Source organism: Mycobacterium gordonae (genome assembly GCF_002101675.1).
GTDB lineage: Bacteria > Actinomycetota > Actinomycetes > Mycobacteriales > Mycobacteriaceae > Mycobacterium > Mycobacterium gordonae.
Genome location: NZ_LQOY01000260.1, coordinates 20,449 through 45,964, shown reverse-complemented (window position 1 = coordinate 45,964; position 25,516 = coordinate 20,449). Strand labels below are relative to the sequence as shown.

At 67.1% G+C, this 25,516-nt stretch carries 25 protein-coding genes; 12 read left to right on the top strand and 13 right to left on the bottom strand.

The window, feature by feature from the left end; genetic code table 11:
* Together AWC08_RS34600 and AWC08_RS34595 are read right to left on the bottom strand one after the other, a co-directional pair.
* Complete coding sequence (locus AWC08_RS34600; RefSeq protein ID WP_232008059.1) at window positions 1-459, bottom strand: DUF4190 domain-containing protein; 459 nt, start codon at window positions 457-459, stop codon at window positions 1-3.
* Window positions 460-556: 97 nt separating this feature from the next.
* Entirely contained in the window at window positions 557-2,128 is a 1,572-nt protein-coding gene (locus AWC08_RS34595; RefSeq protein ID WP_069434826.1) for a PucR family transcriptional regulator, read from the bottom strand.
* Between the two features lie 82 nt (window positions 2,129-2,210).
* Here AWC08_RS34595 and pruA point away from each other — a divergent pair, with 82 nt between their 5' ends.
* Window positions 2,211-3,842 carry an L-glutamate gamma-semialdehyde dehydrogenase gene (gene pruA / locus AWC08_RS34590; protein WP_069434825.1) on the top strand — a complete coding sequence of 544 codons (1,632 nt, stop codon included), beginning with the start codon at window positions 2,211-2,213 and terminating at the stop codon, window positions 3,840-3,842.
* On the top strand, window positions 3,842-4,798 hold the full coding sequence (locus tag AWC08_RS34585) for a proline dehydrogenase family protein (protein ID WP_069434824.1): 957 nt from the start codon (window positions 3,842-3,844) through the stop codon (window positions 4,796-4,798). Before pruA ends, AWC08_RS34585 begins: the two co-directional genes overlap by 1 nt.
* An 86-nt stretch (window positions 4,799-4,884) precedes the next feature.
* Here AWC08_RS34585 and AWC08_RS34580 read toward each other — a convergent pair whose 3' ends face one another.
* From AWC08_RS34580 to AWC08_RS34545, 8 genes are read right to left on the bottom strand one after another with little or no spacing between them, the layout of a single operon-like run.
* Window positions 4,885-5,505 (bottom strand): TetR/AcrR family transcriptional regulator, encoded by a 621-nt coding sequence (locus AWC08_RS34580; RefSeq protein ID WP_065134568.1) that lies wholly within the window; start codon window positions 5,503-5,505, stop codon window positions 4,885-4,887.
* An 8-nt stretch (window positions 5,506-5,513) separates the two neighbouring features.
* A complete protein-coding gene (locus AWC08_RS34575) occupies window positions 5,514-6,683 on the bottom strand; it encodes a lipid-transfer protein (protein WP_065134569.1) in 1,170 nt (389 codons plus the stop codon).
* Window positions 6,683-7,135 (bottom strand): MaoC family dehydratase, encoded by a 453-nt coding sequence (locus AWC08_RS34570; RefSeq protein WP_065134570.1) that lies wholly within the window; start codon window positions 7,133-7,135, stop codon window positions 6,683-6,685. Before AWC08_RS34570 ends, AWC08_RS34575 begins: the two co-directional genes overlap by 1 nt.
* Window positions 7,132-8,247 (bottom strand): acyl-CoA dehydrogenase family protein, encoded by a 1,116-nt coding sequence (locus AWC08_RS34565; protein ID WP_069433539.1) that lies wholly within the window; start codon window positions 8,245-8,247, stop codon window positions 7,132-7,134. Before AWC08_RS34565 ends, AWC08_RS34570 begins: the two co-directional genes overlap by 4 nt.
* 2 nt (window positions 8,248-8,249) lie before the next feature.
* The gene (locus tag AWC08_RS34560; protein WP_065134572.1) at window positions 8,250-8,648 is read right to left on the bottom strand and encodes a Zn-ribbon domain-containing OB-fold protein; all 399 of its coding nucleotides are present in this window, start codon (window positions 8,646-8,648) and stop codon (window positions 8,250-8,252) included.
* Window positions 8,648-9,190 carry an FAS1-like dehydratase domain-containing protein gene (locus AWC08_RS34555; protein WP_065134573.1) on the bottom strand — a complete coding sequence of 181 codons (543 nt, stop codon included), beginning with the start codon at window positions 9,188-9,190 and terminating at the stop codon, window positions 8,648-8,650. Before AWC08_RS34555 ends, AWC08_RS34560 begins: the two co-directional genes overlap by 1 nt.
* Window positions 9,187-10,389: an acyl-CoA dehydrogenase family protein gene (locus tag AWC08_RS34550; protein ID WP_082986419.1), complete on the bottom strand. Its 1,203-nt coding sequence runs from the start codon at window positions 10,387-10,389 to the stop codon at window positions 9,187-9,189. The genes AWC08_RS34555 and AWC08_RS34550 overlap by 4 nt, the downstream gene beginning before the upstream one ends.
* A gap of 4 nt (window positions 10,390-10,393) precedes the next feature.
* Window positions 10,394-11,596, bottom strand: coding sequence for a cytochrome P450 (locus tag AWC08_RS34545; RefSeq protein ID WP_069433538.1), 1,203 nt, complete (start codon window positions 11,594-11,596; stop codon window positions 10,394-10,396).
* Between the two features lie 168 nt (window positions 11,597-11,764).
* Here AWC08_RS34545 and AWC08_RS34540 point away from each other — a divergent pair, with 168 nt between their 5' ends.
* From AWC08_RS34540 to AWC08_RS34515, 6 genes are all read left to right on the top strand, one after another.
* A complete protein-coding gene (locus tag AWC08_RS34540) occupies window positions 11,765-13,231 on the top strand; it encodes an aldehyde dehydrogenase family protein (RefSeq protein WP_065134575.1) in 1,467 nt (488 codons plus the stop codon).
* Window positions 13,228-15,483 carry a CaiB/BaiF CoA transferase family protein gene (locus tag AWC08_RS34535; protein WP_065134576.1) on the top strand — a complete coding sequence of 752 codons (2,256 nt, stop codon included), beginning with the start codon at window positions 13,228-13,230 and terminating at the stop codon, window positions 15,481-15,483. The genes AWC08_RS34540 and AWC08_RS34535 overlap by 4 nt, the downstream gene beginning before the upstream one ends.
* Before the next feature lie 90 nt (window positions 15,484-15,573).
* Window positions 15,574-15,783, top strand: a complete 210-nt coding sequence (locus AWC08_RS34530) for a hypothetical protein (protein ID WP_065134577.1) — start codon at window positions 15,574-15,576, stop codon at window positions 15,781-15,783.
* A 113-nt stretch (window positions 15,784-15,896) separates the two neighbouring features.
* Window positions 15,897-16,805: an alpha/beta fold hydrolase gene (locus AWC08_RS34525; protein WP_065134585.1), complete on the top strand. Its 909-nt coding sequence runs from the start codon at window positions 15,897-15,899 to the stop codon at window positions 16,803-16,805.
* A gap of 29 nt (window positions 16,806-16,834) precedes the next feature.
* Window positions 16,835-17,620, top strand: a complete 786-nt coding sequence (locus AWC08_RS34520) for an alpha/beta hydrolase family protein (protein ID WP_065134586.1) — start codon at window positions 16,835-16,837, stop codon at window positions 17,618-17,620.
* A 10-nt stretch (window positions 17,621-17,630) separates the two neighbouring features.
* Window positions 17,631-19,034 carry an acyl-CoA synthetase gene (locus AWC08_RS34515; protein WP_065134578.1) on the top strand — a complete coding sequence of 468 codons (1,404 nt, stop codon included), beginning with the start codon at window positions 17,631-17,633 and terminating at the stop codon, window positions 19,032-19,034.
* 3 nt (window positions 19,035-19,037) lie between these two features.
* Here AWC08_RS34515 and AWC08_RS34510 read toward each other — a convergent pair whose 3' ends face one another.
* Window positions 19,038-20,285 (bottom strand): Rv1453 family transcriptional regulator, encoded by a 1,248-nt coding sequence (locus tag AWC08_RS34510; protein ID WP_065134579.1) that lies wholly within the window; start codon window positions 20,283-20,285, stop codon window positions 19,038-19,040.
* Between the two features lie 465 nt (window positions 20,286-20,750).
* On the opposite strand from AWC08_RS34510, the gene AWC08_RS34505 reads away from it, so the two are divergent.
* Both AWC08_RS34505 and AWC08_RS34500 read left to right on the top strand, forming a co-directional pair.
* Window positions 20,751-21,050, top strand: a complete 300-nt coding sequence (locus AWC08_RS34505; RefSeq protein ID WP_069433537.1) for a PE family protein — start codon at window positions 20,751-20,753, stop codon at window positions 21,048-21,050.
* 17 nt (window positions 21,051-21,067) lie between these two features.
* Window positions 21,068-22,237, top strand: a complete 1,170-nt coding sequence (locus AWC08_RS34500; protein WP_069433536.1) for a PPE family protein — start codon at window positions 21,068-21,070, stop codon at window positions 22,235-22,237.
* Window positions 22,238-22,326: 89 nt separating this feature from the next.
* On the opposite strand, the gene AWC08_RS34495 is transcribed toward AWC08_RS34500, so the two are convergent.
* Complete coding sequence (locus AWC08_RS34495; RefSeq protein ID WP_069433535.1) at window positions 22,327-22,572, bottom strand: hypothetical protein; 246 nt, start codon at window positions 22,570-22,572, stop codon at window positions 22,327-22,329.
* Window positions 22,573-22,650: 78 nt separating this feature from the next.
* Here AWC08_RS34495 and AWC08_RS34490 point away from each other — a divergent pair, with 78 nt between their 5' ends.
* Together AWC08_RS34490 and AWC08_RS34485 are read left to right on the top strand one after the other, a co-directional pair.
* Window positions 22,651-23,151: a MarR family winged helix-turn-helix transcriptional regulator gene (locus AWC08_RS34490; RefSeq protein ID WP_069433534.1), complete on the top strand. Its 501-nt coding sequence runs from the start codon at window positions 22,651-22,653 to the stop codon at window positions 23,149-23,151.
* Between the two features lie 112 nt (window positions 23,152-23,263).
* Entirely contained in the window at window positions 23,264-24,580 is a 1,317-nt protein-coding gene (locus AWC08_RS34485; protein ID WP_069433533.1) for an MFS transporter, read from the top strand.
* Here the strand turns inward: AWC08_RS34485 and dapD are convergent.
* Complete coding sequence (gene dapD, locus AWC08_RS34480) at window positions 24,541-25,494, bottom strand: 2,3,4,5-tetrahydropyridine-2,6-dicarboxylate N-succinyltransferase (RefSeq protein ID WP_142283981.1); 954 nt, start codon at window positions 25,492-25,494, stop codon at window positions 24,541-24,543. The two genes, AWC08_RS34485 and dapD, sit on opposite strands and share 40 nt — an antisense overlap.
* Window positions 25,495-25,516 lie beyond the last annotated feature (22 nt).

Here is a 25,516-nt window from a genome sequence, read left to right as displayed (position 1 = left end):
TCAGCGGCAGGAAATCAGCTCGGCCGGCGCCGCCAACTCTTCGACGCTGACCACGGCGTGCTGGGAACTGTAGTTGTCGTCTTCGCGGTCGTGCCGGTTGACCGTCCCGATGATGAATGCGACCACCAGTAGCACGAATGTGAGCACGCTGATCACAATTCCGGCTATCGCCAGACCGCGGCCGCCCTCGCCGGTCCGTTTGATCTGACTCAGCCCGACCACGCCGAAGATCAACCCGAGGATGTTGCCGATACCGCACGTGAACAGCCCTGCTATCGAGGCAACCAGCGACGCGATGGCCAACGCATTCGTCCTGGGGGCGGAATACATCGGTGGCGGGTAGCCGTAGCCGTACCCGCCGGGCGCCGGCGGTGGATAGTTCGGTGGCTGATACCCGTATCCGTCGGGTGTCGGTGGTGGATAGTTCGGTGGCGGATAATTCGGCGGTTGTTCCGTCACGGCTACCTCCACACGGCTCGCAACCATTGCTCGAGTTTGAGCGTCACAAACTCTACTCTGCGTGGCCGTGTTCTGGGGTAACCTCGCAGCCCGCCGGCTAAGCCGGTCGTTCGGCGGCCCGAAGCCCTAACGAAAACACCAGCCGCACATCGGGATCCGCCAGTGAGATGGCCAGTAGCTGCTCGATGCGGCGCACCCGGTAGCGGATTGTGTTGGGGTGCACCTGCAACCAGCTGGCTGCGGCGGCGACGTCACCGAAGCAGTCCAGGTAGGCGCGCAGCGTCTCGGTCAGCACCGGATCGCGGGCGTGCAGTTCGCGTACCCGCGGGTCGATCAACCGCTCGTCCGCCCCGACCAGTGTGACGATCTCGTCAAGCAGCACCGCGGTGCGTGCTTCGGCCAGCGACGTCACCCGGCCGAACGAGACCGGATGGCGCTCAGCGCTGTCCAGCACCCGGTCCACTTCCATGCGCGCCGCCGCCACGGCGGCCAAACCGTCGACCGGCGCGGCGATGGCCGCCCGCAGTTCGACGCTCAACTCCGTGCGTAGCGCGCCTATCGTGCCGCGCACCCAGGAGGCGACCGACCGGGTCTTCGAAATCTGCGGAAGCAGGGCGTAAATGCGCGAACCGTTCGATACCACCTGCGCGTCGCGCCGAAAAGCACTGGCGCTCAACGCCAGAACATCGGTCAGGCGGGCGGGGCGGGCGGTGCCGCCGATGGTGTCCCAACCGATCACCGCACCGGTTCCCTCGACCGGCAACCCGAGCTCGCCCGCAATGGCTGCCACGTCGCCGGGCTCGCCCTGGCCCAGTCCGAGAAGGTGCTGCACCTGTCGGACATGCGGGGAGGGCCGCGCCGCCAGCCGGGCCATGATCCTGGCGGCAAGCACCGCGGCTCCCCGCAACATCTCCTCGGCGTCGTCGGCCAGCGGCTGCGAACCCTGCTGCACCCAGATGGTGCCGGCGAACGACGGCGGCCGCGGGTGGTGGATGCCCACCGCCAGCCGCGGGCGAAGTCCCAACTCGGGTCGCTCGTCGACGCGTACCACGTCGCCGCCCGACCGCAGTGCGTCGAAGATGCCCCACTGGCCGATCCACTGGAGGTGCTCGGGCGGGCCGGCGCGGCCCAGGATGGACAGGCGCCGCAACTCGTCGGCTTCGTCGCTGGAAGCCGAGTAGGCCAGCACGTGTGACTGGGCGTCTTCGATGCTGACCATGCCGTGGATGCGGTCGGCCAGGGACTGGGCCAGGCCGAACAGGTCGGTGCCCGAGTCGTCCAGCGGATCCGCACGGTCCCCGTGGTGCTCCAGGACGTGGTTCACCAGTTGATAGACCCGCTCCCAGCGCGCCTGAGGTTCCACCGCAACCACCGCAGCGCCGGCCCGCACCGCCCTGGTGACGAGCGCATCCGACGGCTCCTTGACGAAGACTGCCACCGGGACGTTGACCTGCTTGCCGATCCAGCGCGCCGCATCGTTGTCGCTGACCCCGACGAAGAAGAACACGTCGGCGGCGCCGGCCGCCCGTGCCAGGCCCAGGCGCACATCGTCGGAGTCGATCAATGCCGCCGAGGCCACGGGCAGATCCAGGCCGCGGGGCGCCTGCACCAGGGTGACCATGGTTGCGTCCAGCGCGAGCAGCAACTGCCCGAGACCGACACCCGCCATTTGGCGAATTCTACTAGCACCGAGCCAAAACCTTGTCCGATCCGCCAACTGATCAGGGGTCTGCGGCGGGGATTCTGGCGAAATGGACGCGATCACACAAGTGCCGATGCCGGCAAATGAGCCGGTGCACGACTACGCCCCGCAGTCCCCCGAGCGCGCTCGGCTGCGGGCGGCGCTGACAGCCTTGGCCGACCACCCGATCGACCTGCCGCACGTGATCGGCGGCAAACACCGGATGGGCGACGGCGAACGCGTCGACGTGGTCCAGCCGCACCGCCATGCCGCGACGCTGGGCACGCTGACCAACGCCCGGCATGAGGACGCCTCAGCCGCCATCGAGGCCGCCTGCGCCGCCAAAGCGTCATGGGCCGCCACACCGTTCGACGAACGCGCGGCGGTGTTCCTGCGAGCGGCCGACCTGCTGGCCGGGCCGTGGCGGGAAAAGATCGCCGCCGCCACCATGCTGGGTCAGTCGAAGTCGGTGTATCAGGCCGAGATCGACGCGCCCTGCGAGCAGATCGACTTCTGGCGGTTCAACGTCGCCTTCGCCCGTCAGATTCTGACGCAGCAGCCGATCAGCGGAGCAGGTGAGTGGAACCGCAGCGACTACCGCCCGTTGGACGGCTTCGTGTATGCGATCACGCCATTCAACTTCACCTCCATCGCCGCGAATCTGCCGACGGCACCGGCGCTGATGGGCAACACCGTGGTGTGGAAGCCGTCGATCACGCAGACGTTGTCGGCCTACCTGACCATGCAACTGCTCGAGGCGGCGGGGTTGCCGCCGGGCGTGATCAATCTGGTGACCGGGGACGGGTTCGAGGTTTCGGAGGTGGCGCTGCGCGATCCGCGGCTGGCCGGCATTCATTTCACCGGATCCACCGCGACCTTTCAGCACCTGTGGCAGCAGGTGGGCGCGAATATCGCCGGCTACCAGAGCTATCCGCGGCTGGTGGGGGAGACGGGCGGAAAGGACTTCGTGCTCGCGCACGCTTCGGCACGCCCGGATGTGTTGCGCACCGCGTTGATTCGCGGCGCATTCGACTACCAGGGCCAGAAGTGCTCGGCGGCGTCCCGGGCGTTCATCGCGCATTCGGTGTGGCAGCGGATGGGTGACGACTTCTTGGGTATCGTGGGCGCGTTGCGCTACGGCGACGTCACCGACCTGTCCAATTTCGGCGGCGCCCTGATCGACCGGCGGGCGTTCACCAAGAACGTCGACGCCATCGAGCGGGCCAAGGGCGCGGCCGGTGTCACCATCGCGGTGGGCGGCGAATACGACGACAGCGAAGGCTATTTCGTGCGACCCACCGTGCTGCTGTCCGACGACCCGACCGACGAGGCGTTCGCCACCGAGTACTTCGGGCCGCTGCTGTCGGTACACGTCTACCCCGATGACGAGTACGACCGGATCCTGGATGTGATCGACGCCGGGTCACGGTATGCGTTGACCGGTGCGGTGATCGCCGACGACCGCGGGGCCGTGCTGACCGCACAAGACCGGTTACGCTTCGCTGCCGGCAACTTCTACGTCAATGACAAGCCGACCGGCGCCGTCGTGGGACGCCAGCCGTTCGGGGGTTCCCGCGGGTCCGGCACCAACGACAAGGCGGGTTCGCCGCTAAACCTGCTGCGCTGGACGTCGGCGCGCACCCTCAAGGAGACGTTCGTCCCGGCCACCGACCACACCTACGCGCACATGGCGGCAGAGTAATGGCCGGGCTATTCGCCCATACCCTGCGCCCGGCGCTGCTGGCCGCCAGTCGGGCCGACGGGTTGCGGCGCGTGGCGGAACGCTCGGCGATGACCCGCCGGGTGGTGCGCAGGTTCGTACCGGGGGAGACCCTGGACGCCGTCTTGGACGTCGTTGCCGCGCTGCGTGATTCGGGTCGCTGCATCAGCATCGACTACCTGGGCGAGAACGTCACCGACGCCGACGACGCGGCGGCTACGGTGCAGGCCTACCTTGACCTGCTCGACGCGCTCGGGCGGCGGGACGACGGCGTGTCCGACGGTGTCCGGCCGCTGGAGGTTTCGGTCAAGCTGTCGGCGCTGGGGCAGGCGGTGGATCGCGACGGGCAGAAGATCGCGTTGGAAAACGCCCGCGCCATCTGCGAGCGGGCGCAGGCCGTCGGTGCCTGGGTCACGGTGGACGCCGAGGACCACAGCACCACCGACTCGACGTTGTCCATATCCGGAGACCTGCGGGTCGACTTTCCCTGGTTGGGAACGGTTGTGCAGGCCTATCTGCGTCGTAGTCAGGGTGACTGCGCTGAGTTGGCGTCCGTGGGCGCACGGGTTCGACTGTGCAAGGGCGCCTATGACGAACCCGCTTCGGTGGCCCACCGGGACGCCGCCGAGGTCACCGACTCGTATCTGCGTTGTCTGCGGGCGCTTTTCGCCGGCGGCGGTTATCCCATGGTGGCCTCACACGACCCGGCGATCATCGGCGCGGTACCCGCCCTGGCGCACGAATTCGACTGTGATGCTTTCGAATACCAGATGCTGTACGGCATCCGCGACGACGAGCAACTCCGACTGGCCGCGGCGGGCGACCGGGTCCGGGTCTACGTCCCCTTCGGCGCCCAGTGGTACGGCTACTTCATGCGGCGGCTGGCCGAACGGCCGGCGAACCTGGGGTTTTTCCTGCGGGCACTGTCCGCGCGTTGAGCGTGCGGCTGCAGCGCTGAAATCGCGTTCCGGGCAGCGTGATTGCCCACTCGAAGCAGTGCCCGCACACTCGATTGCAGACCGCTTCAGCGCGGACGCGACGAGCCCCGCACCGGCCGCGGGCGGTCGCTTCCGAAGCCGCGCACCACATGCGCGGTGACGAACTCGGAGACGACGGCAGGGTCGTCCATATCCCGTATCGGCGATGCCGTACTGAATAGTGAGAACAGGATTCGCGCGAACCATTCACCGGCCGCCTCGACATCGAGGTCCTTGCGTACCTCACCGGTGAGCTTGGCAGCTGAGAGGTAGGGCGCGAAAAAGTCGATACATTCGCGCAGCAGCAAAGCGGCGTCCTTGGTGAGCAGCAGGCTGATCGCGTCCTCGTCGAAGTACTCCTCGGAGGCGATGGCACGCCGCGCCTGGCTGACGAAAACCGCAGCGTGGGAGAGTTTTTCCTCCAGTGAACCGCCGCGGGCCATGGCCCGGGACATCTCGCGGTAGAACTGCTCGGAGGCGTGCTCGGCGCAAGCTTCCAAAATGGCGCCCTTGTCGCGGAAGTATTCGTAGATGGTGCTACGTGAGACGTTGGCTTCCCGCGAGATGTCGACGATGGTCGTCTTCAGCAGCCCGTGCTTGCGGAAACACGCGTACGCGGCGTCGAGGATGAGTTCGCGTGTATCCGTCGAAGCGGAAGCCTGAGTCATGACCGGACCTAGTCGGCGGGCGCCAGAATCAAGCCGCTGGTCGGCACGCCCGTGCCCGAGGTGACCAGAACGTGTTCGACGTGCTGCACCTGGTTGTAGGACGTGCCCCGCACCTGACGGACGCCTTCGGTGATGCCGTTCATGCCGTGGATGTACGCCTCGCCGAGTAATCCGCCGTTGGTATTGATCGGGAACTCCCCGCCCAGCGAGAGCCTTTCGATGGTGGCGAAATCCTTGGCTTCGCCCCGGCCGCAGAACCCCAGCTCTTCCAGTTGGGTAAAGACGAACGGGGTGAAATGGTCGTAGATGAAGGCGGTTTGGATGTCGGCGGGTTTGAGGCCCGAGTCGCGCCACAGTCTTTCGGCGACGACGCCCATCTCGGGCAGCCCGGTGATGTCGTCGCGGTAGTAACTTGTCATCATCTCGCCGTTGGCCGCTGCGCCCTGAGCCGCGGCGGTGATGATGGCCGGCGGCTGGCGCAGGTCGCGCGCGCGTTCGGCGCTGGTGATCACCAGTGCGACCCCGCCGTCGCTCTCCTGGCAGCAGTCCAGCAGTCGCAGCACCGGTTCGATGATCCACCGCGACTTCTGATGGTCTTCCAGCGCGATCGGGCGCTCGTAGAACCACGCGTCGGGATTGCGGGCGGCGTGCGCACGGTCGACGACGGCGATGCGGCCGAAGTCCTCGTTGGTGACCCCGTAGGTCGACATGTACCGCTGCGCGTGCATCGCCACCCACGCCGCGGGGGTGAGCAAACCGAACGGCGCATAGTGCGCCATGAACAACGGAGTCCCCAGGTCGGTGCGTCCGCTGCCACCGAAGCGGAACCCGGAGCGTTCGTTGAAGGCACGCCAGCACACCACCACGTCGGCCACTCCGGTGGCGACGGCCATCGCGGCATGCACGACGGTGCCCGCCGCGGCGCCTCCCCCGTGGTGAACGCGGCTGAAGAAGCTCAGGTCACCGATGCCGACGTTGCGGGCGATGTCGATCTCGTCGCTGGAGTCCATCGTGAAGGTGACCATGCCGTCGACATCGCCGGGTACCAGTCCGGCGTCGTCGAGCGCGGCGCTGACCGCTTCGCACGCCAATTGCAGTTCGCTGCGGCCGGATTCCTTGGAGAACTCCGTCTGGCCGATTCCCACGATGGCCGCCGCGCCGGGCAGGGTGCCGCTCATCAGGCGGCCCCGTCGAGCAGGCTCAGTACTGCGGTGCCAGAGACGTGATTGCCGAGGCTGTTGGCGGCCTGGAACGTCACCTCGACGAAGTTCTCGCCATCCGTGCCTTCGGTCTTTCCGGTCACCGTTCCGGTGAAACGCAGCGGGTCATCCGGAAAGCAGGGCACGCCAAGGCGAATCGACAGCTTCTTGACCATCGCGTCGGGCCCGGCCCAGTCGGTGAGGAACCGCACGCAGTACCCGTTGCTGGTCAGGATGTTCATGAACAGGTTCGGCGAACCCTGCTTGTTGGCGTAGTCGCGGTCGTGATGCACGGGCATGAAGTCCCGGGAGGCAATCGCACCGGCGACGATCATCGTTGTGGTGATGGGGATTTCCAGCGGCGTGACCTCGTCACCTTCGGAAATGTCCTGCCACCGCAGGGTGGTGGTGCGGCTGTCGGTGGTGGTCATGCGGGTCCTTCCGAGTATGTCGCGCCATACGTCGCGCCGAGGTGGGCCAGCTGCTGGGAGGCCGGCCCGAGGGTGAGTTCGTTGTGCTTGGCCCACAGGAAATAACGGTGCAGCGGATACGTGATGTCGATTCCGATGCCGCCGTGCACCTGCTGGGCGGTAGCGGCCACTCGGGCGCCCGCTTCGGCCGCCCAGAATTTGGCGATGCGGGCAGCGCGGTCGGCGGGTCGGCCGTTGGCGAGCAGCCAGGCAGCGTGCCAGGTGGTCCAGCGGATCGCCTCCACGTCGATGAACGCGTCGGCCATCCGCTGCTGCACGGCCTGAAAGCTGCCGATCGGCCGGCCGAACTGTTCCCGGTCGGTGGTGTAGCCGGCCGCGATGTGCAAGGCCCGGTCGGCGACGCCGAGCTGCACCGCGCACAGTGCGACCAGGGCGCGGGTGTAGAGCTCGTGGATGTCGCCGTCCAGCCGGTCCTGCCCGGAAACCGTTGCACCGTCCAGAAATACGTCGGCATGTGGTTCACCGCTGGTGGTCGGCACGGGCCGGACCTCGACGCCGGGTGCGTCGGTGGCCACCAGGAAAACCGCGGTTTGGCCGTCGTGCGCCGTGGCCGGAATCAGCAGGGTGTCGGCCAGTTGCGCGGCCGGCACCAGTTCCTTGGCTCCGTCGAGGCGCCAGCCGGTCCCGTTCCGCCGTGCGGTGGTGGCAGGAAACCGGGGATCGGAGCGGCCGGGCTCGGCGAGCCCGGCGGTCAGGATGCGGTCGCCGGCCACGACACCGGGGAGGTATCGCCGCTGTTGGTCCGAATCACCATGGCGCGCAATGGGATCTGCACCCAGGACCAAAGTGGCGAAGGCCGGCACCGGGGCCACGGCCCAGCCGACCTCGGCCAGCAGCACCCCCAGTTCCACGAAGCCGCCACCGCTTCCGCCCACCGATTCCGGCAGCGCGGTGCCGAGCAGATCGACGGCGGCGAGTTCCTGCCACAGCGCCTCGTCGTAGCGGGTTCCGGCTTCGAGTTCGGTGAGCCGCGCCGGGGCGGCCCGACGTTCGAAGATCTCACGGGCCAGCTTGGCGATCGTTTCCTGCTCTTCGGTGAAGGTGAAGTCCATGGCTAGCTACTCGGCCGGAACTGGTGCAGCACCAGATCGTTGTCGAAACTCTGGAAATAGACCTCGACGGGCATTCCGACGGTGACGTCGGCGGGGTCGATGTCGGTAAGGTTGGACACCAGCCGGATGCCCTCTTCGAGTTCAACCAGCGCCACGACGTAGGGGTAGTCGAAGAACGGGAACCGGGGTTCGTGGGGCAGCACGTAGCTGTAGACGGTGCCGCGCCCGGTTGACTCGATCGCCTCCCAGTCCAGCGAGCGGCACTGCGGACACATCGGCCGGGGCGGGTGGCGCAGCCCACCGCAGCCGCTGCAGCGCTGGATCAGAAGTTTGTTCTCCCGCAACCCGTTCCAGAAGAACTCGGTGTCCGGGCTGACCGTCGGCGGCAGTCGGGTGGCCATCAGTCGGCCGGCCTGAATCGCAGGACCCGGAATCGTTGCCTGCCCAGCACTTCACCGTGCTGATCGGTGTAGGTGGTCAGCCAGGTCAGGAAGAAACCGGTGCCCAGCGCTGTCGTCTTCTCGTCGGACACTGACTCGTAGACCGCTGTTGAGCTGATCACGTCGCCCAACCGGGGATAGCGCTCGATCTCGAACTCGGAGTTGGTAGCCACCGTGCTGGTGTATCCGGCTTCGTCCAGAAATGCCGTCGGGTTGGACTTGACTTCGACGGGGGCACCACCGCGCTCACCGATGCCCTCCAGCTTCGGCGAGGGCATGATCCAGGTCTGCAGCATGACCGGCGGGGACACGATGCCGCCGAACCTCGATGTCGCCGCGAAGTCCGGGTCGAGGTAGACGGGATTGAAATCGGCGAGCGCATACGCCCAGTGCCGGATCATCGGCTGGTTGACCGGATCCGGTGCCAGCTGGGGCTTTCCGGTTCCGCCGGTGGGCTGACCGACCAGGGCCCGCACCTTGGCTAGCAGCTCAGCGTCTGTCACTGAGATCCTCCTGATTTCTCCGTTGCTCGCAGATCACGCGGTGCCCGGGGCATGCCGAGGCCCGCCATGGCGATGATGTCACGCTGAATTTCGTTGGCGCCGCCGCCGAATGTGTTGATGACCGCCTGCCGGTAGGCCGATTCCAGCGCGCCCCGCAGCGGGGCCTGGGCTCCACGCCGTATTCCGTTGCCGTTCAACACTTCCAGCAACTGCCGGGCCACCTGCTGGGTGAGTTCGGTGCCGAACACCTTCGCCGCGGACGCTTCACCCATGTTCAGCACGCCTTTGGTCATGGCCGCGTTCACCCGGAGGTTGACGAGTTTGTAGGCGGCGACCTGCGCTTCGACCCGGGCCAGTGCGAGCTGCACCCACGGCTCGTCGATGACCCGGCCCCCGTCGAGTTCGGTTTCGGTGGCCCACTGCAGGGTCTTCTCGAACAGCGGCTCCAGCGCCCCAAGATTGCCCAGCGCGGCACGTTCGAAGTTCAACTGGGTGGTGATCAGCTGCCAGCCCTGGTTCTCTTCGCCCACCAACGCGCTCACCGGGACCCGGACGTTGTCGTAGAACGTGTAGAACGTGGAGATGCCGGGCATCGTGTGCAAGGGCTGCCAGGAGAAGCCAGGCGACGAGGTGGGCACGATGAGGATGGAAATACCCTTGTGTTTCTTGGCATTCGGGTCAGTGCGGACCGCAAGCCAGACGTAGTCGGCGTACGCGGCGCCGCTGGTGAACATCTTCTGGCCGTTGATCACGTAGTCGTCGCCGTCGCGGACCGCCGTGGTGCGTATCGATGCCAGGTCGCTGCCCGCGCCCGGCTCGGAGTAGCCGATAGCGAACTCGACGCTGCCGTCCAGGATGGCCGGCAGAAACCGCTGCTTCTGCTCCTCGGTACCTTGCTGCATCAGCGTCGGGCCCACCGTGTTGAGCGTCACCAACGGGATCGGCGCGCCAACCCGGCGGGCCTCCTCGGAGAAGATGAACTGCTCGATCGCCGAAAACCCGCTTCCTCCATATTCTTTGGGCCACCCGACACCGAGTAGCCCCGCCTGCGCCAGCGCCCGCACGGTGTCGCGCACCGCGGGACCGCCCTCGATGTTGTCGCCGATCGCCGCCGCGCGCTCGGGCGTCATGACCCGCTCCAGCGTCGCCCGCATCTCCGCGCGCAACTGCTCCTGTTCGGGTGTGTACTCGAGGTGCACCGGCTCAGGCTCCCAGCCGCACGGGCATCCGCTTCACCCCGGGCACCATGGTGGCCTTCATCCGGTCAACGTCACCGACCAGCTCGAGCCGGGGATAGCGGCGCAACAACTCCTCGAAAAACACCGTCGCTTCCAGCCGCGCCAATTGCGCCCCGATACAGGAATGTTCGCCGCACCCGAACGCGATGTGCGGGTTGGGGTGGCGCGTCACCTTGAATTGCTCGGAATCGGCGCCGAAGACATCTTCGTCGCGGTTGGCCGACCCGTAGAGCATGGTGACCACCTCACCCTCGCGGATCAATTGGCCGCGAATCTCGGTCTCGGCCGTCGCTACCCGCGACATGCTGACTACCGGGCTGGTCCACCGCAGCATCTCCTCGACGGCGCCGGGAATGAGCGCCGGGTTCTGCACCAGCAACTGGTGCTGATCGGGGTGGTTGATCAGGGCCAGGGTGCCCAGTGCGATCAGGTTGCGGGTGGTCTCGTTGCCCGCGACCAGCAGCAGGAAGGAGAAGTTGAGCAGGTCCTCGTCGGTGAGCCGGTGCTCGTCGATCTCCGCTGCGCACAGCACCGAAAGCAGGTCCTCGCGCGGCTCGGCGCGACGGACCGCAATGAGTTTCTGGAAGTACTCGAACAACTGGTCGATGGCCACGAAAGCGTCGAGTTCGATCTCGGGGTCGGCGGTGCCGGTGGCGGCATCCGACCAGGCGCGGAACTGTTCCCAGTCCTGCGTCGGGGCGCCGATCAGTTCGGCGATCATCCGGGTGGGAAGCGGGGCGGCGATCTCCTCGGCGAACTCGTGCACCGAGCCGGATTCCACCTGATCGAGGATGCCGCGCACGATCTGGCGGATTTTCGGCTCGAGCACCGCCACGCGCCGCCGGGTGAAGCCCGAGTTGATCAGCTTGCGCATCTGCCGGTGGCGCGGCGGGTCGGTGAAGATCAGGTTGCCCTCCTGCACCGGATTCGGCACTTGCGGATCGGGTATGGAGATGCCCTTGGTGGAGGTGAACAGCGCCGGGTTGCTCGAGACGTGGCGGATGTCTTCGTACTTCAGCAGTGCCCAGAACTTGGTGACGTCGTTCCAGTGCACCGGGGATGTCGCGCGCAGCTCGCGGTAGGCCGGATAGGGGTCACCGGCATAAAAGTCGGGGGAGTGCAGCGGAGCATCGGTGAGCACGGCACGCCTCCCTGCGATCCGACACATTGTCATGAAGTGTCCTGTGGATCGTGTCTACTCTGTGTGGCATACGGCTGTCAACACACGGTCAACGCGTTGAAATAACCGGCAATTCATTGTGCTGGTGATTGACCACGCGTCTCGGCAGGTGTACACCAGGTTGATAGATGACCGACGTTTGGGGTGAGGAAGCAGATGGCCGAACTACCGCCCACCGGACTGATCGACACTTATCAGCTCTACATCGACGGCCGTTGGGTGGAACCCGAAGGCGGCCGCTACGAAGACATTTCGCCGGCCAGCGAGCAGGTCATCGCCACCGCGCCGGACGCCAGCGTCGGCCAGGTCAGTGACGCGGTGGCCGCCGCGCGCCGGGCCTTCGACGAAGGGCCGTGGGCCGGCATGAGCGCGCAGGAGCGATCCAACTGCCTGAGCCAACTCGGTGACGCGCTGCTGAAGTACGCCGACGACTTCTTCGCGCTGTCCCAGGTGGAGTGGGGCTGCACCGCCAACGAGCGGATGATGCAGATCGACGGCGCCGCGTTCATGTCCATGCACGCCGCACAACTCGCGACCCAGCTGTCCGACGAAGCGGTCACCGGGATCGGCGCCGGCACCACCGTGCTGCGGCACGTGCCGCTGGGCGTCGTGTCGGTGCTGACCCCATGGAACTTTCCCCACCTGCTCAACGTCATGAAGCTCAACCACGCGCTGACCGCGGGCAACACCGTCGTCCTCAAGCCGTCACCGCTCACACCACTGGCCGGTCTGGCCCTCGCGCGAATCATTGACGAGCACACCGACTTTCCGCCCGGCGTGATCAACGTGGTGACCCCGTCGGGCATCGAGGCCGCGCAACTGCTCACCACCGATCCGCGGATCGACATGGTCAGCTTCACCGGCAGCACCGTCGTCGGCCGCCAGGTGATGTCCGCCGCCGGGGACACGATGAAACGGCTCCTGCTGGAGCTCGGCGGCAAGTCGGCATGCATTGTTCTCGACGACGCCGACCTCACCGAGGACATGCTGCAGCAGATGCTCTTCGACTGCTGCTCAATGCATTCCGGGCAGGCTTGCATCCTGCAGAGCCGGCTGTTGCTGCCCGACTCCCGCTACGACGACGTCGTCGAGCGGCTGGTCGCGCTGGCCCGCGCGGTGAAGGTCGGAGATCCCGCCGATCTCGATGTGCAGATGGGGCCGTTGATCAGCGATGCCCAGCGCAGCCGGGTGGAGGCCCACGTCGCGGTTGCGCTGAACGAAGGCGCCAGGCTGGCCACCGGCGGCCGCCGGCCCGCCGCACTGGATCGCGGTTTCTACTTCGAACCGACCATCTTGACCGACGTCCGACCCGATTCCACGATCGCCCAAGAGGAAGTGTTCGGCCCCGTCCTGAGCGTGCTGCGCTACCGGGACGACGACGATGCGGTCGCCATCGCCAACAACTCCAGTTACGGCCTGTCCGGCTCGGTGTGGGGTGGTGACGTGGATCGTGCGGTGAGCGTCGCCGCCCGCATCCGGACCGGGCAGGTCGCGGTCAACGGATGCGGACCCGGCGCCGCCCCCTTCGGTGGGTTCAAGCTCAGCGGTCTGGGCCGGGAAGGCGGCGGGATCGGTGGGGTCTATCAATACATGGAGCCCATGGCGATCGGCGTGCCCGGATGAGTGGACCCCTTACGGGGCTCCACGTCGTCGAGATCGCCACTCAGATCTCCGGTCCTTACGCCGCAAAGCTTTTGGTCGATCTGGGCGCCGAGGTCATCAAGATCGAGCCGCCCGGCGGTGATCCGCTGCGGCGGTGGGGGCCGTTCCGCGGCGGCGCCATCGGCCACCAGGGCGGCCTGTTCGAGTACCTCAACGCGGGCAAGCGCGGCGCGACCTTGGACCTCACCGCCCCCGACGGGCAGGCGGCCGCACGTGAGCTCGTGGCCGGTGCTCATGTCCTGATCGAGAACCTGCCGCCTGGAACGCTGCGGACGAGTGGGCTGGGGCCCGTCATGTCAAAGATATTGCAGGTCAACATTTCTCACTTCGGCCAGTCCGGTCCATGGCGGGACCGGTCCGCCACCGCGCTGACCATGCAGGCGGTGTCGGGCTGGATCAGCGCCCGTGATCCGCAGCGCCCGCCGGTGCAGGCGGGTGCCCGCATATCGGAGTACGTCGCGGGCGCCTACGCCGCGCTGGGGGCATTAACGGCGCTAAGGCTCGGCAATTCCGGCCGCGTGGTCGATGTGTCAGAGTTCGAGTCGCTGCTGTCGACGCTGCCGTACCCGATGTTGATGTCGCAGCGGATGCGCGAGCTGGGGCTACCGCCGAATGTGCGGGCCGCGCCGATGCTGGGGGTGGTGGCCGCGGCCGACGGCTGGGTGGGAATCAACTGTCTGACCGGGCAACACTGGCTCGATGTGTGCGCGCTGCTCGGATTATCGGAGTACGGAGAACACCAGATCGCGATCATGCTCGGAGGCCCCGAACGGGCCGAATTCTTCGCCAAGGCAGAGCCATTGCTCGCCGAGCGCACCGTCGCCGAAACAGTCGAGGTGTGCCAGGCGATGCGCATCCCGGCCGCACCGGTCAACGACGGCGCCACTGTGCTGGATTGCCCCCAGTACGCCCAGCGCGGCTTCTTCCTCGAAACTGGCGGTTTCCGGCGCCCCGGTGCGCCGTTCCGGATGTCGAAAACGCCGGTGGGGCAGCCGAAGCCGGGCCCACGGCTCGGCGCCCGTGCCGAGTGGTCTGGTCCTGGCGAATCGCTTTCTGCTGCACAAGGTTCCATGGCCTTTGCCGGACTGCGGGTGCTGGACCTGTCCACCTTCTGGGCCGGTGCCTATCTGACCTGCTACCTCGGCGCCTTCGGCGCCGACATCGTCAAGGTCGAGTCCATTCAGCGTCCCGATGGGCACCGGTATTCGGGTGCCTATCCGTTCGAGGGTGAGGACTGGTACGAGCGCAGCGCCCTGTGGCAGGCCACCAACCTCAACAAGAAGGACCTCACCCTGGACCTGACGTCGCCGCGCGGACGCGAGATCGCTCGCAGGCTGGCCGCCGAAGCGGACGTCGTGGTGGAGAATTTCTCGCCGCGAGTGGTCGAACAGTTCGGTCTGGACTACCGATCCCTCAGCGCGATGAAGCGGGATGTGATCGCGGTGCGGATGCCCGGCTTCGGACTGGAGGGGCCCTGGCGCGACTACGTCGGGTGGGCGCTCAACATCGAACAAACCTCCGGGATGACGGCCGTCACCGGTTACGCCGAGGGTCCGCCGTGCAACCTGCAGGGGCCGGCCGACCCCGTCGTCGGGGTGCACGCCGCGGTCGCGCTCCTTGCCGCTCTGGAGCACCGGCGTCGAACCGGCGAAGGCCAGCTGGTCGAGATCGCCCAGATCGAGGTCGCCGCGTGCGTCACCGCCGAACCGGTGATCGACTTCTCGATGAACGGTGTCGTGCGGCCGCGGACCGGCAACCGTCTGGGGGGTTACCTGCAGGGCGTCTACCCGACGGTCGAGGATGAGGTGTGGGTCGCGCTCTCGGTGCCTGACGAGGGAGCACTCGACCACGACATGTTCGATGACCTGGTCACCGGCTGGACCAGCACCCAGACCGCCATCGATATTGTGGAACATCTTCGCGCGCAAGGTGTTCCGGCCGAGCGGCTCGCTACCGGCGAGCGGATGTATGACTTCGAACAGCTCGGCGCCTGTGCGTTCTACCAAGAGTTCACCCACCCGGTCACCGGTCCGCGACGCTATCCCGGCTGGCCGTTTCGCATCACCCCCGGTCCGGCGAGCCACCACCGTACGGGCGCGCCGACCCTGGGCCAGCACAACGACGAGATCCTGCGCGGGCTCGGCCTGTCCGGCGACGACCTGGCCGCGCTGCGTGAGCAAGGTGTCATCGGGGAAAGGGTGCGGGGCGGCTGACCTTCCAGCGGCCGAGCGTGAAGCTGGTTTCACAGTCGTCGGCGAGCGCGAAGCCATCTTCACCCTCGGCTGACGATCTACCGTGTCGGAGTGACGTGGAAGAGGTGCGAGGGCAAGGCCATCGCGGACAGCGCCCTGGGCGAGGACGCCCGGGATGCCCAGCTGGAGGATTACATCCGCATGCACAACCCGCAGCTGACGGACATCCGGCTGGCGGCGGCCACCCCGCTGGACGAGGTGGACGCCAGCGTGCGCCCGCCCCGGCGGTGGTACCGCGTGATCTACCTGGCCAACGACTGACCGCTCTGACCTGCGCGGATCTCTGATCAGATGCGAGAGTGTATCGGATATCACGTTCCGAAACCGCCCGAAAGTAGTGCGTGGCGGCCCATCCGCATGACAAGCTGCACGGCATGGTTGTCGCGATTGCCCGTCCCAAGATCGAAGGAAGCATCGCCGTCGGAGAAGACCGGCAGATCGGTTTCGCCGAATTCGGCGCGCCGCAGGGACGCGCCGTGTTCTGGCTGCACGGCACTCCCGGAGCGCGCCGGCAGATCCCGACCGAGGCCCGCGTCTACGCCGACCACCACAACATCCGTCTGATCGGCGTCGACCGGCCCGGTATCGGCTCGTCGACGCCCTATCAGTACGAGGCCGTCTCGGCTTTCGCCGACGACCTGCGTGCCATCGCCGACACCCTGGGCATCGACAAGCTGGCCGTCGTCGGACTGTCCGGGGGAGGCCCGTACGCCCTGGCCTCCGCCGCCGGACTGGCCGATCGGGTGGTGGCCGCCGGGGTGCTGGGAGGTGTGGCGCCCACCCAAGGACCGGACGCGATCAGCGGAGGACTGATGAACCTCGGGCTGCGGGTCGCGCCCCTGCTGCGGCTCGGCGGCACCCCGTTGCGCCTAGGCGCCAGCCTGATGATCCGTGCCGCCCGCCCGGTCGCGTCTCCAGCGCTCGACGTCTACGCGCTGCTCTCGCCCGAGGCCGACCGTCATCTGCTCGCACGGCCCGAGTTCAAGGCGATGTTCCTCGACGACCTGCTCAACGGCAGCCGCAAGCAACTCGCTGCGCCGTTCAACGACGTGATCGTCTTCGCCCGGGACTGGGGGTTCCGGCTCGAGGAGGTCACGGTGCCGGTCCGTTGGTGGCACGGCGACCACGACCACATCATCCCGTTCTCCCACGGCGAGCACGTGGTATCCCGACTGCCCAACGCGGAGCTGTTTCACCTGCCCGGCGAGAGCCACCTCGCGGGCCTCGGCCGCGGCGAGGAGATCCTGGCAACGCTGATGAAGGTTTGGGACGAGGAGGCGTGATGACGCTGGCCGAAGCCGCCGAGCCGGGCATGGACCGTCCTCCATGGTCGGATCACACCGCCGCGGTAGCCCCCGGAGTGGGACTCTGGCTCACCGACATCCCGCGCGCCGTGATCGAGTACGGCCAGTTGGTCGCCGCGCTGCCGCTGCGGCGCGCGCTGCCTTCCGGTGACGGCCATCCTGTGCTGGTGTTGCCGGGTCTGCTTGCCGGCGACGGCACCACCTGGACGCTGCGCCGTCTGCTGACCCGCCTCGGCTATCAGGCGCACGGGTGGGGGCTTGGGGTCAACATCGGCCCCACCACCAAGGCGGTCGCGGGCATGAGCGCGCTTCTCGATGACTTGCACACCCGATATGACGCCCCGGTCAGCCTGATCGGCTGGAGCCTGGGCGGCATCTTCGCGCGCAGGCTGGCCCGCCGCAATCCTTCGGCCGTGCGCCAGGTGATCACCCTGGGCAGCCCGTACCGGATGCAGCACGAGGGCCAGTCCCGCGCCGCCCGCCACTTCAACCTGTTCGCGCGCCTGCACGCCGAACGGCACGAGTTGCCGCTGTCGATGGAAAACGAACCGCTGGCCGTGCCTTCGACATCCATCTACTCGCGCTACGACGGCATGGTGGCGTGGCAGACGTGCATCGACGCCACCTCCGACCGCGCGGAGAACATCGCCGTGCTCAGCAGCCACATCGGTTACGGCCATCACCCGGCGACCATCTGGGCCATCGCCGATCGACTGGCGCAGCCGGCGGGGACCTGGGCGCCGTTCCGGCCGCCGACGGCACTGCGCCCGTTGTTCCCGGCGCCGCACGGGTAACGTCCCAGAGGTGTTGCTGACCTCGCTGAATCCCTCGGCCGTTGCCGCCACTGACATTCCGGACGCGGTCAGCATCGACGGGTTCACCCTGAGCCGCAGCGACCTGCTCGGTGCCGCCACATCGGTGGCCGAAAGGGTGGCCGGCGCCAGCAGGGTCGCGGTGCTGGCCACGCCGACGGCGTCGACAGTTCTGGCGATCACCGGGTGCCTGATTGCCGGCGTGCCCGTCGTCCCGGTGCCGGCCGACGTCGGAGTGGCCGAACGCCGCCACATGCTCACCGACTCGGGGGTCCAGGCGTGGCTCGGGCCGATGCCCGAGGATCCCGAAGGCCTGCCGCACATTCCGGTACGGCTGCACGCCCGCTCCTGGCACCGGTATGCCGAACCGCCACCGGAGTCGGTGGCGATGGTCGTCTACACCTCGGGAACCACCGGATTGCCCAAGGGCGTGCAGGTCAGTCGGCGGGCGATCGCGGCCGACCTCGACGCGCTGGCCGAGGCCTGGCAGTGGACCCCGGACGATGTGTTGGTGCACGGGCTGCCGCTGTATCACATCCACGGCCTGGTGCTGGGCCTGCTGGGGTCGCTGCGGGTGGGAAATCGCTTCGTGCACACCGGAAAACCGACGCCGGCGGGATACGCTGCCGCGGGCGGCACCCTGTACTTCGGGGTCCCGACGGTGTGGTCCCGAGTCGTGGGCGATGCCGCGGCGGCCGAGGCGCTGCGCCCGGCCCGCCTACTGGTCTCCGGCAGCGCCGCGCTGCCGGTGCCGGTGTTCGAGCGGCTCGAGCAGTTGACCGGGCACCGACCGATCGAACGGTACGGCGCCTCGGAATCGTTGATCACGCTGTCGACGCGGGCCGACGGCGAACGGCGCCCGGGCTGGGTGGGGCTGCCGTTGGCCGGTGTGCAGACCCGGCTGATCGACGACCACGGTGAGCCCGTTCCGCATGACGCCGAAACCGTGGGCAAGCTCCTTGTTCGGGGCCCGACGCTGTTCGACGGCTATCTGAACCGGCCGGAGGCCACCGCCGAGGCCTTCGATCCGCACGGCTGGTACCGCACCGGCGACGTCGCGGTGGCCGACAGCGGCGGCATGCACCGCATCGTCGGCCGCGAGTCGGTCGACTTGATCAAGTCCGGCGGCTACCGGATCGGTGCGGGGGAAATCGAGACGGTACTGCTCGGGCATCCCGGTGTCGAGGAGGTTGCCGTGGTCGGGCCGCCGGACGAGGACCTGGGGCAGCGGATCGTCGCGTACGTGGTGGGTGCCGCCGATCCGGATGAGCTGATCAACTTTGTCGCTCAACAACTTTCGGTCCACAAACGGCCACGCGAAGTGCGTTTCGTCGATTCGCTGCCCCGCAACGCTCTCGGCAAGGTGCTCAAGAAGCAGTTGCTGGCCGAAGGCTGAGGGTCAGGCGGGCACGCTGTTGTCGCGGGTAGGTGTCCTGGTGCCCCGCCATTGCAGCGCTTCCAGGGCGACCGCCACGTTCACCGACGTGTGATCCAGTGGCCGCGGCAGCAGCCGCTGCGCCGACTCGAGTCTGCGCAGCAACGTGTTTCGGTGCGTATTGAGGCGTTTGGCCGCACGGGAGGCGTTGCACTGTTCGTTGATGAAAGCCAACAGCGCGGTCTGCAGTTCCGGGCCGGCCGACTCGAGTCCGCCCAGCGTATTCGTGATGAATTCGCTTGCCGCCTCCGGGTTTTGGGTGATCAGCGAGACGATCTGCACATCGGCGAAAAACGCGACCCGCTGATCTGACCGGAGGCGGGCCAGCGTGCGCTGGGTGGTCAGCGCCTCCAGATGGCTGCGCCGGAAACCCTCGAGCCCGAACGCGGTGGTTCCGACCGCGATGCGCGCACCCGGCGCGTCGGCCACTGCGGCGTGCACATCGTCGACGTCCAGGCTTTCGGCGTCAGACACCCACACCCACCGGCTGGCGAGCCCACCCACCACGGTCAGCGGTCGCGCCGAACCTGCGGTGCGGCAGAACGCGTCGGCCGCGCGGTCGAGGTTGCTGTGGTCGCCGTCGAGCTCGTCGCTCCAGATGATGGCAGCGGTGTGGTGGCGGCTCAGGGCGTATCCCAGCCGCGCTTCGGCGCGTTCGCGGCTCATCGGAGCGCCGTCGATGATGAGGCCGACCACCTCGAGACGCTCGGCATGAGTGCCGCGAGTCAGTTCGTCATGCTCTTGCTGTACCTGCGCGGCGATGCCGGCCAGCGTGGCCTCGATGAAGTCGTTGACGGACTTGGCAGAGACATCCAGCAATTCGCGCAGCTCGTCGGGATCGGAGGTGAGGTCGAAGGCGATCGACATCCACAGCCGCCAGGCCATGTATTCGCCGATCCGATAGATATCGAGGGCCAGCGCGTCGAGTCCGCGGCGTACCAGGTCGCGTGCCATCCGTAGCGGTTCGGTGCCGAGATTGGCCGGCACCGGAGCGCCGGGGTCGCGCATGTTCGCCGCCGCCCAGTGCACCAGGTTGGCCCGATTGGCTTTCTGGATGACTTTTGCCAGTACCGGGTCGGCGGCAACCGCGGGGTTGGCTGCGATGGTGGCCCGGTCGAGTTGCTCAATCCATTCGGCGCCCGGGTTCAGGGCAATGCGCGCTCCCTCCCGAATGAGTTCACGGATGCGCGGCGAGGGTTGTTGCCATGCCACGCGCTGATTTTAAGGGTGAGCGGCTACCGGCGCACTTTACGTTCGGACTGTTATGCGGGATTTAACCTGATGTGCCGCAGGAATAATCGCAATCGGGATGAATCGAAATCAGGTTCTGGTCGTCCAGTACCCCGCCCATAACACAGCCCCAACCGGTGCCCTGAATGACTTGCAGCACAGTGCATATCGAACAGGCGGCGGATGGTAGCCCAGCCGTTCTCGTCGCACCAGATGCGGTTGCTGAAAGTTGAAAGGTGCAGTTTGCACCGTTGACGGTGGCGTTTGGTGAAAATCAACCTCCCGCAACTGCGCAACGGTGCACAGTGCACTTCGGCTCAAAGCGATTGGGAATTGTTGGCCTATCGCTGCGGCGCGTGCCCCGGCAATCATGTGCATCTCTTTCCGTCACCACCAATGCAGCCAGTGACGAGTACCACAGTCGCCGAACAATTCTTAGGAGTGGGCATGTCTTTTCTCACGGCACAACCAGAGATGCTGGCCGCCGCCGCCGAGGTGCTGCAGAGCATCGGTGCGGCCACCACCGCGAGCAACGCAGCCGCGGCCGCGCCGACCACCGGAGTCGTCCCCCCGGCCGCTGATGAGGTGTCGCTGCTCACCGCGGCGCAGTTCGCCACCCACGCCGCCATGTACCAGGCGGTCGGCGCCAAGGCTGCCGAGATCTACGACCGGTTCGTTGCCACGCTGGCCACCAGCGCCAGCTCCTATGCGATAACCGAAGCCGCCAACGCGGCGGCCGCGCACTGAGCTGAGAGGGAACAGAAATGGATTTCGGAGCGTTGCCGCCGGAGGTCAATTCCGGACGGATGTACACCGGCCCCGGCGCCGGTTCGCTACTGGTCGCCGCACAGATGTGGGAGATCCTGGCAGTGGATCTGTATTCCGCGGCGTCGTCGGTCCAATCGGTGGTCTGGGGAATGACGGTGGGGTCCTGGATCGGTTCGTCGGCCGCCCTGATGGCCGCCGCATCGGCCCCTTATCTGGCCTGGATCAACGTCACCGCGGCGCAGGCCGAGCTCACCGCCAACCAGGCCCGGACGGCGGTGGCCGCCTTCGAAGCGGCGTTCGCCATGACCGTGCCGCCGACGGTGATCACCGAGAACCGCGCCCAGTTGATGGTGCTGATCGCCACCAACCTCCTCGGCCAGAACACTCCGGCGATCGCGGTGACCGAGGCAGAGTACGGCGAGATGTGGGCCCAGGACGCCGCCGCGATGTACGGCTACGCCGGTGCTGCGGCGGCCGCGACCGAGACATTGTCGGCCTTCGAGGAGGCGCCGGAGATCACCAACGTCGGTGGAGTGGCCGAGCAGGCCGCTGCTGTGGAGCAGGCAACCGACTCGGCGGCCGCCACTCAGCTGATGACCAATGTGCCGCAGGCGCTGCAGCAACTCGCCGCCCCCGCTCAGCAAGGTTCGTCGCCGACGTCGTGGCTCGGCGACACCTGGAAGGCCCTCAGCCCGCACCTCTCACCGATCAGCAACATCGTCTCGATGGTCAACAACAACATGTCGATGCTCAATTCCGGTGTGTCGATGACGAATACGACGAGCTCCTTCATGAAGGGGATGGTCCCGGCCGCGGCCAAAGCGGTGGAGGGAGCGGTCGAGAACGGGGCCAGGGCGATGGGTGCGCTGGGTAACGTGGTCGGCTCCCCGGGGGGTCCGGGGGTGGTGGCCGGCATGGGGCGCGCCGCGTCGGTCGGCGAGTTGTCGGTGCCGCGGGGGTGGGCCGCGGCTAACCAGGCCATCACGCCGGCCGCCAGGGCACTCACCAACGTCGACGTTGCCGCCGAGAAGGTGTCAGAACACCTGCCGGGTGGGGTTCCGCTCGGTCAGCTGGGCGGCAGGGCCGGCGGCGGGATGAGCCTGAGCAACGTGCTGCGGGTCCCGCCCCGCGCTTATGTCATGCCGCGCAGCCCGGCCGCCGGCTAGCGCCTACGCCGGCCGCCGCGAGGGTGCGCGAAGGTCCCAGGACACGCCGACGGTGCCGGCAGTTCGCGCTCCCTCGCGCGGGAGGGGTATCAGGGCACCATCGCCCAGAAGGGGTGGGTGACCGACCAGACCGGGTGGGTCAGGTCGTCGGTGTAGTGGTAGATCGGGTGGGTCGGGGGCGGGGTCGGTCGCATCGGCGCCCCCGGTGAATGGATCGGGCCCATGTTGGGCTGGCCGGGGTCGGCCGCGGCTACTGCCGGTCCGGCCAGGGTGGCCGCCAGCGACAGTCCGGCGGCGCACAGCACCCCCGCCGACAAGATTCGGATCTTCGACATTTCGTGCTCCCTTCTTGCGTATCTGTCAACTACGGTTGACAGTTACCAACATAGGTGCGGTCGGGTACCTTGTCAATAATGGTTGACGAGCAGCCGCGATCGCCGCAGACAGAGCTCGGTCAGGGCATGCGCATGGCCTGGTGGAGTTACGTCACTCGGCTGGATAACGACATGCAAGCGGCCGGTTTCCCGGAGCGGCGCTTTGCGATGAACTACGTTTTCGCCCTCTACGCGCAACCCGGACCGATGACGATTTCAGATATGGGTCGGCAATTCGACGTCTCACGGCAGGCGGCCAGCAAGCTCGTCGGCGAACTGCGCCGCGACGGTTATGTGGAGACCGAGGTTTCGGCCACGGATCAGCGCGAGAAGGTGGTGGTGCTGACGCCGAAGGCGATCGAGTACGTCACCGCGCGGCGGCGCGCGGCGGCCGAGCTGGATCATGCGATCGCCGAGCGGGTCGGCGAAGCCGGTCTGGTCGAACTGCAGCGGCTACTGCACGAGGTCGGTGACGTCTCGACCGCCGGAATCGACTACGACCCGACCAACGTCTACAAATCGCCCAAGCTGTGGGGATAGCGCGCGGCGTAAGACTCAGGATGTTCGCAGCTTATTCACGGCGCTCAACGGGTTTGACGCCTTAACCTCGGTCGCTGTGCGCCGATCCGCCGTTGATACCTACGCTTCGCCCATGAGACGGGTAGCACTTGCCTGTCTGGTCGGCTCGGCGGTCGAGTTCTACGACTTCTTCATATACGGAACAGCGGCGGCACTGGTGTTTCCCACCGTCTTTTATCCGCAGCTGAGTCCCACCATGGCCACTGTCGCGTCGATGGGGACATTCGCCACCGCGTTCCTGTCCCGGCCGCTCGGCGCCGCGGTCTTCGGGCACTTCGGAGATCGGTTGGGGCGCAAGCGGACTCTGGTCGTCACCCTGTTGATCATGGCACTGTCCACGGTGACCGTCGGGCTGGTCCCGGGTACCGCGACGGTCGGTATCGCGGCTCCACTGATCCTGATCACCCTTCGCCTGTTGCAGGGTTTCGCGGTGGGCGGTGAGTGGGCGGGTTCTGCCCTGTTGAGCGCCGAAACCGCTCCCGCGGAACGACGCGGACGTTACGGCATGTTCACCGTGATCGGTGGTGGCATCGCCCTGGTGCTGAGCAGCCTGACTTTCCTCGGGGTGAACCTCACGATCGGTGAGCGCAGCTCGGCGTTTATGACTTGGGGCTGGCGTCTTCCGTTCCTGTTCAGCGGGGTCCTGATCGCGATCGCGCTGTACGTGCGCCTCAACATCAAAGAGACCCCGGTTTTCGCGCGGCAAGAGTCGCCGAACGCCGCCAGCGGAACACCGTTCGCGCAAGTGCTGCGGATGCAGCGTCGGGAGGTGGTGCTGGCCGCCGGTTGCGTGCTGGGCTGCTTCGGTCTGGTGTATCTGGCCAGCACTTATTTGACCGCCTACGCAGCCACCCATCTCGGGTACTCGCGCAACGTCATCCTGCTGGTCGGAGCGTTGGGCGGGCTGATGTGCATTGCGGCGGCAGCGCTCACGTCGACACTGTGCGACAGATTCGGTCGCCGTCGTGTCCTGTTGGTGTGTTGGGCCGTGGGCGTGCCGTGGGCGCTGCTGGTGATGCCGATGGTCGACTCGGGCGATGTCACCTTGTTCGCGGTCGCGATCGGCGGGCTGTTCGCCCTCGACGGCGCCGTCTTCTGGCCGGTCACCGCGTTCGTCCCCGAACTGTTCCCGACGCGCTACCGCTATACGGGCACGGCGCTGTCGGTCAACGTCGCCGGCGTCATCGGCGGGGCGGTGCCGCCGCTGATCGCGGATCCGTTGTTAGAGCATTACGGCAGCTGGGCCATCGGACTGATGATGGCGACGCTGGCACTGGTCAGCCTGCTCGCCACTTATCTCCTGCCGGAGACCAACGGGATCGCGCTCTTCGAGCGGGTGACGAAACCCGCTCAGTTGGCGTGCAGTTCGGCGTTGAGTGCGATGCCCTGACCGTCGCGAGACACCACCTCGACCGCGCCGGTCAGCGAATTGCGCCGGAAGAGCAGATTACTGCCACCGGACAAATCGCGTGCCTTGACCGAATCCCCTTCGGGCGTAGTGACTTTGGTGCCCGCGGTGATGTACAGGCCCGCCTCAACCACGCAGTCGTCGCCCAGTGAGATGCCCAGCCCGGCGTTTGCTCCCAGCAGACAGCGCTTGCCGATCGAAATGACTTGTGCGCCACCGCCGGACAGCGTGCCCATGATCGAGGCGCCACCGCCGACGTCGGAGCCGTCACCCACCACGACGCCCGCCGAGATACGGCCCTCAACCATGGAGGCGCCCAGGGTTCCGGCGTTGAAGTTCACGAAGCCCTCGTGCATCACGGTGGTGCCCGGGGCCAGGTGGGCGCCAAGGCGCACCCGGTCGGCATCGGCGATGCGCACCCCCGAGGGCAGCACGTAGTCGACCATCCGGGGAAACTTGTCGACGCCGTAGACCGTCACGGGTCCGTGCCGGCGCAGCCGCGCCCGCACCGCTTCGAAGCCTTCGACCGCGCAGGGGCCACGGTTGGTCCACACGACATTGGTCAATACCCCGAACAGGCCGCCGGCGTTCAGCCCGTGCGGTGCCACCAGACGGTGCGATAGCAAGTGCAGCCGCAGGTAGGCGTCGTAGGCGTCGGCGGCCGCATCGTCCAGCGAGCCGATGGCCGTGCGGATGGCGATGGTCTCGGTCTGACGGTCGTCGTCGCGCCCGACGAGCGCACCCAGCACGGCGGGCAGATCGGACAACGCCAGCCGGGTAGTCGCCGTGGTCTCCGACTCGATCAGTTCGGGTTCGGGAAACCACGCGTCGAGGACCGCTCCGTCGGAAGCGAGGGTCGCCAGGCCAATGCCTGCAGCTCCAGTCACGGCGGTCAGGTTACTTTCCTGGGCGAGCAGA

What these genes read in the sequence shown, in the direction of transcription:
- AWC08_RS34595 (WP_069434826.1), bottom strand. Translation starts at nt 2,128, where the DNA reads ATGGCGGGTGTCGGTCTCGGGCAGTTGCTGCTCGCGCTGGACGCAACC.
- pruA (WP_069434825.1), top strand. Translation starts at nt 2,211, where the DNA reads ATGGACGCGATCACACAAGTGCCGATGCCGGCAAATGAGCCGGTGCAC.
- AWC08_RS34585 (WP_069434824.1), top strand. Translation starts at nt 3,842, where the DNA reads ATGGCCGGGCTATTCGCCCATACCCTGCGCCCGGCGCTGCTGGCCGCC.
- AWC08_RS34580 (WP_065134568.1), bottom strand. Translation starts at nt 5,505, where the DNA reads ATGACTCAGGCTTCCGCTTCGACGGATACACGCGAACTCATCCTCGAC.
- AWC08_RS34575 (WP_065134569.1), bottom strand. Translation starts at nt 6,683, where the DNA reads ATGAGCGGCACCCTGCCCGGCGCGGCGGCCATCGTGGGAATCGGCCAG.
- AWC08_RS34570 (WP_065134570.1), bottom strand. Translation starts at nt 7,135, where the DNA reads ATGACCACCACCGACAGCCGCACCACCACCCTGCGGTGGCAGGACATT.
- AWC08_RS34565 (WP_069433539.1), bottom strand. Translation starts at nt 8,247, where the DNA reads ATGGACTTCACCTTCACCGAAGAGCAGGAAACGATCGCCAAGCTGGCC.
- AWC08_RS34560 (WP_065134572.1), bottom strand. Translation starts at nt 8,648, where the DNA reads ATGGCCACCCGACTGCCGCCGACGGTCAGCCCGGACACCGAGTTCTTC.
- AWC08_RS34545 (WP_069433538.1), bottom strand. Translation starts at nt 11,596, where the DNA reads ATGTGTCGGATCGCAGGGAGGCGTGCCGTGCTCACCGATGCTCCGCTG.
- AWC08_RS34540 (WP_065134575.1), top strand. Translation starts at nt 11,765, where the DNA reads ATGGCCGAACTACCGCCCACCGGACTGATCGACACTTATCAGCTCTAC.
- AWC08_RS34535 (WP_065134576.1), top strand. Translation starts at nt 13,228, where the DNA reads ATGAGTGGACCCCTTACGGGGCTCCACGTCGTCGAGATCGCCACTCAG.
- AWC08_RS34525 (WP_065134585.1), top strand. Translation starts at nt 15,897, where the DNA reads ATGGTTGTCGCGATTGCCCGTCCCAAGATCGAAGGAAGCATCGCCGTC.
- AWC08_RS34520 (WP_065134586.1), top strand. Translation starts at nt 16,835, where the DNA reads ATGGACCGTCCTCCATGGTCGGATCACACCGCCGCGGTAGCCCCCGGA.
- AWC08_RS34505 (WP_069433537.1), top strand. Translation starts at nt 20,751, where the DNA reads ATGTCTTTTCTCACGGCACAACCAGAGATGCTGGCCGCCGCCGCCGAG.
- AWC08_RS34500 (WP_069433536.1), top strand. Translation starts at nt 21,068, where the DNA reads ATGGATTTCGGAGCGTTGCCGCCGGAGGTCAATTCCGGACGGATGTAC.
- AWC08_RS34495 (WP_069433535.1), bottom strand. Translation starts at nt 22,572, where the DNA reads ATGTCGAAGATCCGAATCTTGTCGGCGGGGGTGCTGTGCGCCGCCGGA.
- AWC08_RS34490 (WP_069433534.1), top strand. Translation starts at nt 22,651, where the DNA reads ATGGTTGACGAGCAGCCGCGATCGCCGCAGACAGAGCTCGGTCAGGGC.
- AWC08_RS34485 (WP_069433533.1), top strand. Translation starts at nt 23,264, where the DNA reads ATGAGACGGGTAGCACTTGCCTGTCTGGTCGGCTCGGCGGTCGAGTTC.